This is a genomic window from Microvirga sp. (assembly GCF_014699075.1).
Classification (GTDB): domain Bacteria; phylum Pseudomonadota; class Alphaproteobacteria; order Rhizobiales; family Beijerinckiaceae; genus Microvirga.
Genome location: NZ_JACXAB010000027.1, coordinates 38,550 through 51,727, shown reverse-complemented (window position 1 = coordinate 51,727; position 13,178 = coordinate 38,550). Strand labels below are relative to the sequence as shown.

Here is a 13,178-nt window from a genome sequence, read left to right as displayed (position 1 = left end):
CTGCACCCGCCCCGCTAGGCCGAAACGTCAACAACAATCACATTGCCAAACGGGCGCCATCCAGACATGACAACACCCGGGAGATGTAGACTACATGCTGCGCGTGGTCGTGCCTGACATGAACGCCTATGACGCCTTCTACAAACGCCTCATCACTGCAATCCCGCTCAAGAACGTGACTTCACGCTTCGCCATGCAGCGGGTCAAATTTACAACCGCCTATTCTCTGACTGCACCTGCTCGGTAGCCCAAGATCATGCCGCCCGCAGATCACGGATCACCAAACGAATTTTTACAGCATCAACACTCTCGCGCACAAATACCGAGATTCTGTTCTGAAGCACAGGATCGTCGATGAAACCATCCGCATATGACCGCTCAGATACAAAGACGCCTGTCGGCAACATCTGTGCATTGAAGAACCCGAAAAGCGGTCGGAGTTGGTGATCAATCACGAGCGCGTGCCGGTCGGACCCACCCATTGCAAGGAGCCCCACAGGTACGCCCGCAAGTGATCTGTAGTCGACCAGATCGATAAAATGTTTGAAGAGGCCTGTGTAAGACCCTTTGTAGACGGGTGTTCCGATGAGGAGGAGGTGTGCCCGCTCTACGGCCCGCAGTGCTTCCTCAAGGACGGGCGAGGTCTCCTCGCGGCTTCTCACCATCAGACTCGGCACAAGCTCGGCGATATCAACCAACCGCGCCGCAGCACCGGTTACGCCGGCAATTCGCGCTAAAATATCTGTGACAAGATTCCGCGTGCGGGAATGGGGTGTCGGACTCCCGACAACGGCAACGATCTCAGGCATTGTATCCTGCTGACTGAACGCCTTAGCGTGTCGTTGCCGCCCGAGCAAATCAATAGAATTCTATTTCAAAAAGCACGGATCCGGAAGAAGTCTTGTCTTGCATGGATGCACAAAGGAGAACAAGCTACTCGGAGGAAAAGCGCAGCTGATGAGCGTAAGAGATCCATCCAAGGCCGGCCATTGACGTTGGCCAACAGGCCTCTAGCCTCCTTTCGTCCCACGGGAGCTAGTCCGATGCCCTATGGATTTCGGTTCCTTCTGCTGCTGGCCTTTTCGCTTGTGCTGGCATACCCCCGCGCCATGGCACAGAGCACGACTGTGCGGGTCGGGCATTTTCCCAATATCACCCATGTTCAAGCTCTGGTGGCTCGCGCCTTTGAACGTCAGGGGCGAAACTGGTTCTCAGAGCGCCTTGGGCCAGGCGTGAAGGTTGAATGGTACACCTATAACGCAGGTCCAAGCGCCATGGAGGCGATTTTCGCCAACTCGCTTGATGTGACCTATGTGGGCCCAAATCCGGCGCTGAATGCTTATGCCCGCTCCCGCGGGGACGAGATCCGGGTGGTCGCCGGCGCGGTGAACGGCGGCTCGGCCCTGATCGTGCAGCCGAATTCAGGCCTCGCGAAGCCAGCAGATTTCCGCGGCAAGCGCATCGCCACGCCGCAATTCGGCAATACTCAGGACGTCGCCGCCCGAGCCTGGCTCGTTGCCGGCGGCTTGAGGATTACACAGACGGGAGGCGACGCCCAGGTGCTTCCGACCAGCAATCCGGACCAACTCTCCTTGTTTCAGAGCAAGCAACTCGATGCAGTCTGGACGGTGGAGCCCTGGGTCTCGCGGCTTGAGTCGGAGGCGGGCGGTCAGATCTTGGTCGAGGAGAAGAATGCCATCACGACAGTGCTGGTCTCAAGCGCTGCCTTTCTGTCCAAGAACCGCGACCTCACCCAGCGCTTCGTGAGCGCGCATCGCGAGCTCACCGAGTGGATCCTGCAAAACCCGGAGGAGGCTCAGCGCCTTGCCCGTGACGAGCTCCAGGCATCCTTTCGGGTCGACATGGCGCCGGAACTGGTCGCCCGAGCCTGGACTCGGATGATCATCACGCCGGAAGTGACGCTCGATGCTTTCAAATCCTTCATGACGAGCGCCCAGCAGGTCGGGTTCATGCGCGGCGCGCCGGACCTCTCACGCCTCGTCGAAAGCCCTTGATGCAGTCGCCTCCAATCCCACGTGAGGGCGCACTGGCCAAGCTGGTCGTCGAAAACGTATCGAAACGCTTCACCTCGCAACGTGCCATTGTGCAGGCTCTCGATGGCGTCTCACTGACCGTGGCAGAGGGCGAGTTCGTTTGTCTGATCGGGCCAAGCGGCTGCGGCAAGTCAACCCTCCTGGACATCATGGCCGGTCTGACGGTGGCGGACTCGGGCCGGGTGTTGGCGGATGGAAGGCTGGTCCAGGGTCCCGGGCGCCAGCGCCTCGTGATGTTCCAGGAATCGGCTCTCTTCCCCTGGCTCGACGCTTTCGGCAACGTGATGTTCGGGCTGAAGCTGCGAGACGATCTCAGCCAGCGGGAGCGAAAGGAGATTGCCGAGCACTTCCTAAGGCTCGTTGGGCTTGAGAAGTTCAAGCATGCCCACGTGCACGAGCTTTCCGGAGGCATGAAGCAGCGCGTAGCCCTGGCGCGGGCGCTCGCTCCAGACCCGCAGGTCCTTTTGATGGATGAGCCCTTCGCTTCGCTCGACGCGCTTACTCGCGACCAACTTTATGACGATATCCAGCACATCTGGATGGAAAGCCGGAAGACTATCGTCTTCGTGACCCACAATGTGCGCGAGGCCGTATGCCTCGGCGACCGGGTCGTGCTGATGTCGCCCTCGCCTGGCCGCATTGCCAGCATCTTCGACATTGCGCTGCCGCGCCCGCGGGACATCAACAGCCCGGACCTCGGGGACTACACCTCGCGGATCGCGGCGGCCCTCAAGAATACGCTGAAGGAAGCGGTTTCGGAATGAAACGGGTTGCAGTCGCTCTCGCATTCTTCGTGGCATTGATCGGCCTTTGGGAGCTCGCCGTGCGCAGCGGGCGCTGGTCGGCGGTTCTCCTGCCATCGCCCCTCTATGTCGCGGAGTACCTGTGGGCGGCGCTCCTCGACGGAACGCTCTTAGAATCGGCCTGGGTCACGCTCAAGAGGCTCCTCATCGGCTATGTGGCTGGTGTTCTTATCGGTCTCCCCCTCGGCCTCCTCACCAGTATGTCCCAGACGCTTGAGGACACGGTAGGAGCCATGGCGCTCGGGCTTCAGACGTTGCCGAGCGTATGCTGGGTTCCGCTGGCTCTTGTCTGGTTCGGGCAGACGGAAAGCGCAATGTTGTTTGTTGTCATCATGGGGACGGTATGGTCCGTCATCATTGCAACCGATTACGGTGCTCGCTCGATCCCTCCGATCTATGCCCGTGCGGCCCGAACCATGGGATCGGAGGGTATGCACAAGTGGACGCGCGTTATCCTGCCCGCCTCGCTGCCGTTTCTGGTAACCGGGATGAAGCAGGGCTGGGCCTTCGCCTGGCGCTCCTTGATGGCAGCGGAGATCTACGTGACCATCCTGACGGGCTTCGGGCTCGGACACCTACTGCACTATGGGCGCGAGCTCAACGCCATGGATCAGGTCATCGGCGTCATGATTGTGATCGTGCTGATTGGCCTTCTCGCGGATCGGCTCCTGTTCTCGCCTTGGGAGCGCTTCCTGCACAGCCGCTGGGGGACAAACGTCAAGGCATCCTGAAGCGGAATGTCCCCTTTTGGTCGATTCTGTTGATTTAGTCAGGCGCACTGGCTGCTGGACAGAAGCCATCCACACCTGCCTCGTGCCCCAACCGCACGAAGCTCAGATCGAAGTGATCGGCCAGAACCACAATGCGGGCTTCCGGAGACTGCTCTCTTGCCTGCCTGATGGCCTCAAGCGCGCGACCGGCGTTCTGATTGGCATCGATGAGGACCAGGGTAGGCTGTGACGCTAATTGTTGGAGCCAATCTGGCCCTGGAGAAGAAGCCGCCCTGGCAATGACGAGTGGCGTTTCCTGTAGGACCTGCTGAAGTCCCAGGAGCAGCAGGGCGTTGTCACTGATTAGGAATGTTGTGACTTCTGGTTCAGCACCATTTGAATTTTGCTTAAACCCGAGTTCTGGCTTGGAGACCGAAGAGATCGTTCGCCCAGACATCGCTGCTCCCCCATTGTTGAGGCGGTCCGGCAAAGTTTAACACAGGTTAATAAAGGGCGAGTGGTTAAATATACGGCAGGAGGTCTGTTCGTTGGACCTGCGATCATACTCATTCAGCCTTTAATCCTAAACCTGATCATTATTCATACTACTCTCCCTAAGCTTGAAAGAAGCAAATGGGTGTCTGACCTTGACGCAAATCCGCTGGAGGAGGTCAGACCAAAAGTAAAAAGAAGCACCTGCGAGGGGTGCTCGAAGGTCCTCAGCGGGCCGCAGCGGAATTTGTTTCAACCGTACCGTTAGGTGTGCAGAATCACTATCCATCAGGGCCTCACCAGAATTTCTGATCGAAGCTGGCGTCGTTGGCAACGAACAAACAAATTTAACCTAGGTTAGAATTATCCTGTTGTATGCAACACAAAGATTATCATAGGTTATGAATACTTGAACAATCCTGTCTTGTTCCAGTCATCTTTGGAACAAACTTGTTTGAGAGAGGTTTAACTCGGACTTTGTGGATATGATCCTCATGGTTTGGTTCCTCCCGACTGGCGGGAAGCTACGGCTTCCCGCCTTTTTTTGAGAGTATCTAATTCATCCGATGCTTAGCATCGCTGTTCCAGACTCACTGCGGATTGAGCCGAACCGCAGCGCCATCACACCAGTGCTGAGCGGGAACCAACGACTCAAGCACTGTGGGGCGCAAACGGACTACGAGGCTCGGTCGCATGTTGTACCTGTTGCATGAAGCGTCACAGTTTATGCTATCTCCTGCCCGACTCGCGGCAGACATGACGCGATTGGTTTGTGAGAGCCCCTTCAGTCCGCTCACCTATACTCCGCACGGTCGCGCTCTGGTGGCTTCTTGTGAGATATTCGAGCGGAGCACTCGCTCCTATCCTAAACCCGCGTTCAACCTCGCTGCTTCGGAACGGGTTGTGTGGCAGCGGCCCTTCTGTCGGCTGATCGCCTTCGGACCACCGTCGAACAAGCCCAAGGTTTTGATCGTTGCTCCGATGTCCGGTCATTATGCCACGCTGCTGCGCGGCACGGTGGCGGCGTTCCTCGACAGCCATCAGGTCTTCATCACCGACTGGAGCGATGCCAAGCAGGTGCCTCTGTCCGAGGGCCAGTTCGATCTCTCGGATTATGTGGACTACTGCATAAGCATGTTCAACGTGCTGGGGCCAGACCTGCACGTGATGGCAGTGTGCCAACCCGCCGTTCCGGTGCTGGCGGCGATTGCCCACATGGAGGCTGAAGAACATCCACAGGTGCCCCGTTCAGTCGCGCTCCTGGGTGGACCCATCGATACCCGCCATGCGCCGACCGCAGTCAACAGCTTCGCCCAGACACGAGACATCCATTGGTTCAAGCGTCACTGCATCCACCCGGTGCCAGACCGGTTCCGGGGCCGGGGGCGGCTGGTCTATCCAGGGTTCATGCAGTTGTGCGGGTTCATGGCCATGAACCCGGATCGCCACGTCTCAGCTCACTGGGAGATGTTCAATCATCTGGTCGAGGGAGATGGCGACTCGGCGGAAAAGCACCGGGAATTCTACGACGAATACCTTGCTGTCATGGACCTGTCTGCCGAGTATTACCTCCAGACGCTGGAGACGGTGTTCATCGACCATCTGCTGCCCAGAGGGCTGATGCGGCACCGGGGCAGACCCGTGGACCTGAAGGCGATCCGCCGCTGTGCTCTCATGACCATTGAAGGCGAGAAGGATGATATCACCGGGCGCGGCCAGACGGCGGCGGCGCTCGACCTGACGCCAAGCTTGTCGCCCACGAAAAAGGAGCACCATCTGCAAGCCAGAGTTGGGCACTATGGTGTGTTTAACGGCTCACGCTATCGAGCGGAGATCGCCCCGCGCATCAAGGCATTCATGGCCAGACATGCAATAGACAGGCCGCTCAATTCCCGGAGGTCTCCAACTCGCGTCACCCGAGTGTCGAGCAAGGTCGAAGCTACGATCTCCAGAATGTAGCAGTACTCATGAGATCGATAAGCCGCGTGAACTGGTCGCTGGGAACCTCACGGATTAGAGCAGATATCCTCTAAGGTCATGCGCCTGACCATCGAGCAATGGAGATCAACCAGCCGCTGCACATACGGCTCCCGGTCCCGCTGATGGTGCTCCTCAAGCTGAGTGGCAAACTTCTTCTTGATCCCGCATCCAAGAGAAAACCCTGGTGCCGTTCAAAGCAAACCAGGGTTCGTTTCAATCCATCCCCGTCGATACACGCGGCGATGGCTATGTCGTTGTGCAGGGTATTAATCCGGCTCTCCTTTTCCGGCGAGATACTGAGCAACGCCAGGGCAAGCGTCAATGTTCCCCCGAGCGGCTTCCTTACGGAACCGACAGGGCCTTATCGCTTGGAGCGAGACTATCTGGCGTGGCTAATGTTTCGCTTGCCGCGCAAGCCAGGCCTCCGCCGCCGATCGGCCTTGATCCCGCAGATGCTGAAGATGCCCCCAGTCCGTGTTCATGAAGCTGAGCCCACTCAAGCCATCAACATGATCCTCAGCAATCAGGTGGTGCAGCTTAGGGCGTTGCAGCTTACGTCCGAGACTCGAGCCCTGCATGTCGCCTTCCCGGCAAAGCTGAGCCATCATCGACAAGGCCTCCAAATCTCTCTGGAGTGAGTTGCTGAAGGTGATCTGGTTCACCCGCTTATCGATGGCCCCTGAGGTTGTCGGTAAATCAGCATCGTTCGTGGGAATGATCTGCACGACCACCAAGTCCGATGCCCGTGTGGCGGTCACCAGCGGCATCAGCGGAGGATTGGCCGCGTAGCCGCCGTCCCAATGCGGCTCGCCATCGATCAACACGGCCTGATGCAGTTGCGGCAGGCAGGCTGAGGCGAGGACAACATCATAGGTCAGCTCCTTGTTGCGGAAGAGCCGCAGCGCCCCGTCCCGGACCCGTGTCGCTCCAAGCAGCAGCCGCACAGGCGCTCGCCGGCACACGGCCTCGATGTCGACCTCGCTCGCGAGGATGTCCCGCAAGGGGCTCAGATCGAAGGGATTGAACTGGTAGGGCGACAGGTGCGACGTCACCCGCGTCAGAATGGGATTTGACGTGAGAAAGCGGCTCTGACTGCCCACCTCGCTGACTTTGCGCCAGAACCGCTCCAGCGTGGCGCGCGCTTCCGCTGCACCACCCTGCGCCAACCCGGAGGCGAGCAGCACGGCGTTCATGGCGCCCGCACTGGCGCCACTCACCACATCGAAGGATACGCCCTCCTCCAGAAACTGGTCGAGAACGCCCCACGTGAAGGCGCCGAAGGCACCCCCGCCTTGGAGCGCAAGCGAGATCCGCCTTGGCCTTGTTCCCACTGTCTTGGGTCGGGAAGACCGGGCCGGCGGCAGAATGCCTGTCTGTGCTAGCGGAAGCGGCTCTGTGATGGGATTGAGAAGGGTCATGTCTGCCTCCATAGTGCCGCGGGTTATAGTTATGTTGATCGGTGGTGCGGCACGGCCGATCGGATGAACAAGCCCGACAGGAGCACTGTGAACGTGTGAGATAGCCAGCAGTTGCTGCATTGCAGCATAGGCTCGGCCGCAGGCTGCACTGCACAGTGAGCATGGAACAAAGGGCACTGCTCAGGGCAGTGTCACAAGGAGGCGAGGCCAGATGTAATTTGAGGCAACGCGTCTATTGGGCATGGGCCTCTTGGCCGGTCAGGCACTTCCGCTACTTTAAGGGTGACAGGGTTCAGGAGGCCGTCCCATGGCTAATCTGCTTACCCGCAAGCTGGAGGCCTTCGGGCCTCTGCCGGATGCCGACCGGCTCCTCCTGGATGATGTCATCCGCTCCGCCCGGGCGGTTGGCCCACGGACGGATCTGATCCGGGAGGGCGACACGCCAAGCGACGTCAACCTGATCCTGGAGGGCTTCGCCTGCCGCTACAAGGTTCTCCCGACCGGCCGGCGCCAGATCATGGCCTACCTGGTGCCAGGCGACTTCTGCGACCTGCATGTGTTCATTCTGAAGACCATGGACCATACCATCGCCACCCTGTCCGCCTGCACGGTGGTAAAGATCTCCCGGGCTCGCATTCTGGAACTGATGGAGAGACCCGCCATTGCGCGGGCATTCTGGTGGGCGGCGCTGGTCGATGAGGCGACCTTACGCGAGTGGCTGGTGAACATTGGGGCCCGCCGATCCGAGCAGCGCGTTGGCCATCTTCTGTGCGAATTGCTGCTGCGCCTGCAAACGGTCGGGCTGACGAACGGCAACCAATATGAACTCCCGATCACCCAGGCCGAGCTCGCCGACACCGTGAGCCTGACAGGGGTGCACGTAAACCGAATCCTTCAGCGGTTGCGGGCGAGTGGACTGATTATCTTGAGAGGCAAAAACCTTGTCATTCTTGATGTGGAGCGCCTGATGTCCCTCAGCGGTTTCAATTCGAATTACCTGCATCTGGCCGAGCAGGACGGCCTCCGGGAACAAAGCCTCTAGGGGTTTCCAGGATTGAGTCTCTCCTCGGCCGAGAAGCGGAGCACGAACAGGACCTGGTCGCTCTCGTCAGTGACTTTGAGCTTCCATTCGGTGCCGTTCCAGAACTCGGCGCCCATGTCGCGCAGGATCTCACCGCTGGTGCGGATTGCCTGATCCTGGGCTGCGTAGATGTCAGGCAGTTCCGTGCCCTCGCTGTCGCGGACCGAGGATCCATCGTTCACATGGAAGAAGTAGCGGGGCATGGAGTGCTCCTCAGCCTCACAGGTGGGAGCACGTCACATCTCTCAGTCGGCAACAGCCCGAACTCCTGGCCACCGATGACTTCCATATGGGATCACAAGGATCCGAATGCGAGCGGCGCCACCCAGGCAAAGACCAGCCTGCGTTCCGGACATCATCGGGCCGTGACGAACAGCACCTGCCCGACGGCATCGGTGACCACCAGGATCTGATTTGGCTCGATCCGGCCTTCGATGATGTTCATCCACACCGCCGCGGCCCGGTCCGGGTCCGGAGCCAACTTCAGGTCTGGCAGATCGAGCCCGACGGGGTCCCACATCATCCTGTCGCCGATGCGATGGTGAAAGAAGTAACGTGGCATGAGGCCTCCCCGGGGTCATGCCACAACCGTCCTGCGGTATTGGGAGCGCGTCTATGATCCAGATTAGAATTTGGAGCGGTGGAGTCTCGACTGACGCATAAAACTGCGGCCACGCTTAATTCAGATCAGAGCGGCGAGCACGCAGATCGGGTAACTGGACGTTTAGCGCGATCAGGACGCGTTAGCTCCTGAACCCTAGTTCCTCTTGGAGTAGAAGTCTGGATCGCTGTTGTGACTTAGCGAGCAATCTCTCGCGGAAAGGTCCGTAGGCTCGACGTGTGAGAAGGAGGCAAACCAGATGCCTCAGAATGAAGATCAGGTGCCAGGCCGCGTTGACGGTCTGCCGCTGCCTGCGCAAGCCCAAAAGGCGCGAACACGAGAGCACGTCGAGGCCATTGCCCGGCGCCGGGCTCCTGTAGAGCCGTTTAAGCAGGTCTCAGAACCAGACCACAAGACGGGCCAACGAGGGCCAGAAGAGATCAGTCGCGTCACGCTGTTCGATCTCGTCGGTGCCGGAAGGCCATTCCATTGGGGCCATGGCGGCCAAGCTTTCGGTGAGGATCTTGTTCATGGGGTGGCTCCATGTCCTGCAATGCATAATCCATCGCCGGGATTGCAAGGAGGGAGGTGCCCGCCGACCGTTCATGACCCGCCAGACGGTCGCAACTTCCAAGACAGCAGATGAAGCTCCCCATCCGGATCGATCTTTAGCGTCGAGCGGACCGCCGGAAGGCGGTTCTTCGGATTGCCGAGCCGCAAGGATCGGTCAGGGACAGAGATAGCCGCGGTTGCCGTCGGAGGCGCACCGTGCCCCGTTGGGGAGGATGATCCCGCCCGTACCGTCAGGCGGCACGACCACCCCGTTTGCCAGCTTAAACCCGCCACCCGGTCGGCAGCCACGTTCGAGCCGTCGGGCAGGATGTACCTGCCGTCGCTGTAGGTCACGCGTCTCGTGTACGTGGGTGCGGATGCCGGCGCCGTGGACGCTGACGGCGTCGCTTGCTTCGACCCCAGGTTCGCGGGCGGCATGGGCGTGGCCTGCTGCTTGCCTGACGAGACGCATACGGACACCGCAACGCACATCAACAGCACGGACGGCAGGCGCATGCGGTTTCTCCAGGTTGTGTCAGGTACGCGGCACGTCCGTCGTGTCGGGAAGGCGCCCGTCCGGAGTGGACTTGTCTACGACTTCGGGCAGGGTGGTCGTGAGCCGCGACAGGAGTTCCTCGCGCGATAGCCCGGTCTGCTGGGTCAAGGTCGCGAGCACCTCGGGACCGATAGCCTGCTCGAGTTGATCGGGGGCGATGGGCTTGTTCGGTCCCGTGCCCACCCAGGACTGCGCCACATCGTCTTGGCCTTGCTGCCTGAAGCTCTCCATCAGTTCGCCGAGCCCGCCGCCGCCAAGGCTTCCGAGAAGCCCCCAAGGCCCGCCTGCTGATCATCCTGACCCGGAGCACCGCCACTGCCCAGGTTGCTGAGGAAACCGCCCAGGCCACCCTGCTGGTCACCTCGGTCCGGAGTGCCCGGGGCGCTCGAACCTGCTCCCGCCATGGCCCTCGACATCTCGTTCCAGACCATGCGCGTACTTCTTATTGACGGCTACGACAGCGACGGCAGCCTTGTCCTCGCAGACGGCCAGCTACCTGCCGTGATCGTCCGCCTCGACGGCGAGTACCATGGCCCTGAGCACAAGGGGCTGTGGCACCTGGAGGCGGGTTTCGGCCATTGCGATGTCCGTATCGCTCCACCCGTGTTCAAAACGCCCGAGGAGGCCGGAGCCTGGGTTCAGAAAACCCTGATGGGTAGGATCGCATAATTCGCAGCATGGCCTTTACGGAACCGACTGGGGTGCAATCTAGCAGATAGATCCCGGACCACTTCATGGGGACAGCCGATGAAAACTGCGATGCTGACTGTTGCCACGATATTAGCCATGCCAGCTCTCGCCTTGGCTGCGGACAAGTGCGCCAATGCCGTGGATCAGGTGACCATGAATGCTTGCGCCGATGCGGCTTTCAAACAATCTGACAAGAAGCTCAACGAGCTTTACCGGCAGATCGAGGCGCGCCTGAAGGACGATGCCGATACCAAGAAGCTTCTCGTTCAAGCCCAACAGGTCTGGGTCAAGTTTCGCGACGCGGAGTGCAGTTTTCAGACTTCTGCGTCCGCCGGAGGAACTCTCACCCCAATGCTCGTCTCGATGTGCATGGACGGGATGACTCAATCCCGCGTCAAAGACTTTGAGAATTATCTGAAGTGCAAGGAAGGTGATTTGAGCTGCCCAGTTCCGTCCGCGAAATGATCCATCCCAGATGACTGCGATTTCCGGTCAGCGCATTGATGGAACCGGATAGGGTATCATTAAACCGTATTCGGAATCTTCCGTCGACGGTTGGCGCAGTGAATCAGTAACGAGCCAGTCTATAGGGCTGCTCTGCCCCACCCCAGAGTGAGCTCGAATACTGAAGAACACTTTAGAAGCCGCTTGCTCCAACTCCGCTGCGTGGAGTGTTCTGTGCGCCAGCCAATTGAGATGGGATCGGCCAAAGTCAGCTCCGGGTCCAGCCTGTGTGGAAACGCGTTAATCTGCTAAGCTGATGTTGATCAGCGGAGGGCGGGATGAAGCGTTTCGTTGAAGGGGAAGACCGCCGGCAGGCCACCCTGCTTCCTGAGTGCCTGGACGACTATGTGGCGCCCGACAATCCCGTGCGCATCGTCGAGGCCTTCGTGGACGAACTGGACCTGGCAGCTCTCGGCTTTGCCGGCGTGGTCCCGGAGGCAACAGGCCGGCCGTCGTACCATCCCGCCACCCTGCTCAAGATCTACATCTACGGCTACCTCAACCGCGTCCCGTCCAGCCGCCGCCTGGAACGCGAGACCCAGCGCAATCTCGAACTGATCTGGCTGACCGGCCGGCTGATGCCGGACTTCAAGACCATTGCCGACTTTCGCCGCGACAATGGACCAGCCATCCGCGCAGCGTGTGCGCAGTTCATCATGCTGTGCCGCAAGCTCAACCTGTTCACCCGCGCAGTCGTTGCCCTTGATGGCTCCAAGTTCAAGGCCGTCAAGAACCGCGACAAGAACTTCACCGTGGCCAAGGTGGCCAAGCGCATCGAGCAGGTCGAGGCCGGCATCGCCCGCTACCTGGCCGCGCTGGATCACGCCGACCGGCAGGGTGGCGCGGAGACCGAGGCCAGGACAACCCGCCTCAAGCAGAAGATCGCGGGCCTGCGCCGGCAGATGCAAGCTCTCAAGGAGATGGAGCAGCAGGTCGAGGCCGCACCCGACCAGCAGATCTCCCTCACCGATCCGGATGCCCGATCAATGGCCACCAGCGGCAAAGGCACCGGGGTCGTGGGTTACAACGTGCAGATGGCGGTGGAGGCCGAGCATCACCTCATCGTGGCGCACGAGGTGACCAATGTCGGCAACGACCGCACCCAACTGCTGGCGATGGGGCAGCAAGCCCGGGATGTCATGACCTGTGATGAACTCACTGTGCTGGCGGATCGCGGCTACTACAACGGTGACGAGGTGCTGGCCTGTGAGGGCAGTGGTGTTCTGCCTTACGTTCCCAAGACCCAGACCTCCGGCAACAGCAAACGAGGCCTCTTCACGGGACAGGACTTCATCTACGACGCCGAGCATGACCGCTACACCTGCCCGGCGGGCCAGCACTTGACGAAGGGCAAGGTGCGTTCAGATCGCAGGGACAATATTGACCACTACCGCAACCTGACCGCGTGTTCGACCTGTGCCCTCAAGTCCCGCTGCACGCCGGACAACCACAAGCGGGTGAAGCGCTGGGAGCATGAGGACGTGCTCGACCGGATGCAGGATCGGCTCGAGCGGATGCCCGAGGCCATGCTCATTCGCCGGCAGACGGTGGAGCATCCGTTCGGGACCATCAAGGCCTGGATGGGCAGCACGCACTTCCTGATGAAGAGCCTGGAGAAGGTCAGAACCGAGATGAGCCTGCACGTGCTGGCCTACAATCTGAAGCGGATGATCAACATCCTGGGTGTCGGGCCTGTGCTGAAGGCTCTGGCAGCCTGAGCCCTCTTGCCGCCGCGGA

General features: G+C 60.0%; 16 protein-coding genes and 1 pseudogene. 9 read left to right on the top strand and 8 right to left on the bottom strand.

Going from position 1 to position 13,178, the window contains the following annotated elements; genetic code table 11:
• Positions 1 to 79 precede the first annotated feature (79 nt).
• Positions 80 to 247 (top strand): annotated as a pseudogene (locus tag IC232_RS23115) (Lrp/AsnC ligand binding domain-containing protein); the annotation flags it as partial.
• A 7-nt stretch (positions 248 to 254) separates the two neighbouring features.
• On the opposite strand, the gene IC232_RS23110 reads toward IC232_RS23115, so the two are convergent.
• Positions 255 to 809, bottom strand: a complete 555-nt coding sequence (locus IC232_RS23110) for an NAD(P)H-dependent oxidoreductase (protein WP_190847306.1) — start codon at positions 807 to 809, stop codon at positions 255 to 257.
• Between the two features lie 234 nt (positions 810 to 1,043).
• On the opposite strand from IC232_RS23110, the gene IC232_RS23105 reads away from it, so the two are divergent.
• From IC232_RS23105 to IC232_RS23095, 3 genes are read left to right on the top strand one after another with little or no spacing between them, the layout of a single operon-like run.
• Positions 1,044 to 2,015, top strand: a complete 972-nt coding sequence (locus IC232_RS23105) for an ABC transporter substrate-binding protein (RefSeq protein ID WP_190847305.1) — start codon at positions 1,044 to 1,046, stop codon at positions 2,013 to 2,015.
• The gene (locus IC232_RS23100; protein WP_190847304.1) at positions 2,015 to 2,818 is read left to right on the top strand and encodes an ABC transporter ATP-binding protein; all 804 of its coding nucleotides are present in this window, start codon (positions 2,015 to 2,017) and stop codon (positions 2,816 to 2,818) included. Before IC232_RS23105 ends, IC232_RS23100 begins: the two co-directional genes overlap by 1 nt.
• On the top strand, positions 2,815 to 3,588 hold the full coding sequence (locus IC232_RS23095; RefSeq protein ID WP_190847303.1) for an ABC transporter permease: 774 nt from the start codon (positions 2,815 to 2,817) through the stop codon (positions 3,586 to 3,588). The genes IC232_RS23100 and IC232_RS23095 overlap by 4 nt, the downstream gene beginning before the upstream one ends.
• A gap of 34 nt (positions 3,589 to 3,622) precedes the next feature.
• On the opposite strand, the gene IC232_RS23090 is transcribed toward IC232_RS23095, so the two are convergent.
• Positions 3,623 to 4,024 carry a response regulator transcription factor gene (locus IC232_RS23090; RefSeq protein WP_190847302.1) on the bottom strand — a complete coding sequence of 134 codons (402 nt, stop codon included), beginning with the start codon at positions 4,022 to 4,024 and terminating at the stop codon, positions 3,623 to 3,625.
• A 728-nt stretch (positions 4,025 to 4,752) separates the two neighbouring features.
• Here IC232_RS23090 and IC232_RS23085 point away from each other — a divergent pair.
• On the top strand, positions 4,753 to 6,018 hold the full coding sequence (locus IC232_RS23085; RefSeq protein WP_190847301.1) for a polyhydroxyalkanoate depolymerase: 1,266 nt from the start codon (positions 4,753 to 4,755) through the stop codon (positions 6,016 to 6,018).
• Positions 6,019 to 6,431: 413 nt separating this feature from the next.
• Here IC232_RS23085 and IC232_RS23080 read toward each other — a convergent pair whose 3' ends face one another.
• Positions 6,432 to 7,457, bottom strand: a complete 1,026-nt coding sequence (locus IC232_RS23080) for a patatin-like phospholipase family protein (RefSeq protein WP_190847300.1) — start codon at positions 7,455 to 7,457, stop codon at positions 6,432 to 6,434.
• Between the two features lie 307 nt (positions 7,458 to 7,764).
• On the opposite strand from IC232_RS23080, the gene IC232_RS23075 reads away from it, so the two are divergent.
• Complete coding sequence (locus tag IC232_RS23075) at positions 7,765 to 8,499, top strand: Crp/Fnr family transcriptional regulator (RefSeq protein ID WP_190847299.1); 735 nt, start codon at positions 7,765 to 7,767, stop codon at positions 8,497 to 8,499.
• Here the strand turns inward: IC232_RS23075 and IC232_RS23070 are convergent.
• The 5 genes from IC232_RS23070 to IC232_RS23055 all read right to left on the bottom strand — a co-directional run bounded on the left by IC232_RS23070 (position 8,496) and on the right by IC232_RS23055 (position 10,478).
• Positions 8,496 to 8,741 carry a DUF6894 family protein gene (locus IC232_RS23070; RefSeq protein WP_190847298.1) on the bottom strand — a complete coding sequence of 82 codons (246 nt, stop codon included), beginning with the start codon at positions 8,739 to 8,741 and terminating at the stop codon, positions 8,496 to 8,498. The two genes, IC232_RS23075 and IC232_RS23070, sit on opposite strands and share 4 nt — an antisense overlap.
• Positions 8,742 to 8,893: 152 nt before the next feature.
• Positions 8,894 to 9,100 carry a hypothetical protein gene (locus IC232_RS23065; RefSeq protein WP_190847297.1) on the bottom strand — a complete coding sequence of 69 codons (207 nt, stop codon included), beginning with the start codon at positions 9,098 to 9,100 and terminating at the stop codon, positions 8,894 to 8,896.
• Between the two features lie 436 nt (positions 9,101 to 9,536).
• Positions 9,537 to 9,671 carry a hypothetical protein gene (locus IC232_RS32955; protein WP_281413418.1) on the bottom strand — a complete coding sequence of 45 codons (135 nt, stop codon included), beginning with the start codon at positions 9,669 to 9,671 and terminating at the stop codon, positions 9,537 to 9,539.
• A gap of 195 nt (positions 9,672 to 9,866) precedes the next feature.
• Positions 9,867 to 10,163: a hypothetical protein gene (locus IC232_RS23060; protein ID WP_190847296.1), complete on the bottom strand. Its 297-nt coding sequence runs from the start codon at positions 10,161 to 10,163 to the stop codon at positions 9,867 to 9,869.
• A 63-nt stretch (positions 10,164 to 10,226) separates the two neighbouring features.
• Entirely contained in the window at positions 10,227 to 10,478 is a 252-nt protein-coding gene (locus IC232_RS23055) for a YidB family protein (protein WP_190847295.1), read from the bottom strand.
• A 171-nt stretch (positions 10,479 to 10,649) separates the two neighbouring features.
• On the opposite strand from IC232_RS23055, the gene IC232_RS23050 reads away from it, so the two are divergent.
• The 3 genes from IC232_RS23050 to IC232_RS23040 all read left to right on the top strand — a co-directional run bounded on the left by IC232_RS23050 (position 10,650) and on the right by IC232_RS23040 (position 13,159).
• Complete coding sequence (locus IC232_RS23050) at positions 10,650 to 10,916, top strand: hypothetical protein (RefSeq protein ID WP_246812354.1); 267 nt, start codon at positions 10,650 to 10,652, stop codon at positions 10,914 to 10,916.
• Positions 10,917 to 10,994: 78 nt separating this feature from the next.
• Positions 10,995 to 11,402 carry a lysozyme inhibitor LprI family protein gene (locus IC232_RS23045; RefSeq protein ID WP_190847294.1) on the top strand — a complete coding sequence of 136 codons (408 nt, stop codon included), beginning with the start codon at positions 10,995 to 10,997 and terminating at the stop codon, positions 11,400 to 11,402.
• A 317-nt stretch (positions 11,403 to 11,719) separates the two neighbouring features.
• Positions 11,720 to 13,159, top strand: a complete 1,440-nt coding sequence (locus IC232_RS23040; RefSeq protein ID WP_190847293.1) for an IS1182 family transposase — start codon at positions 11,720 to 11,722, stop codon at positions 13,157 to 13,159.
• The last annotated feature ends 19 nt before the right edge of the window (positions 13,160 to 13,178 follow it).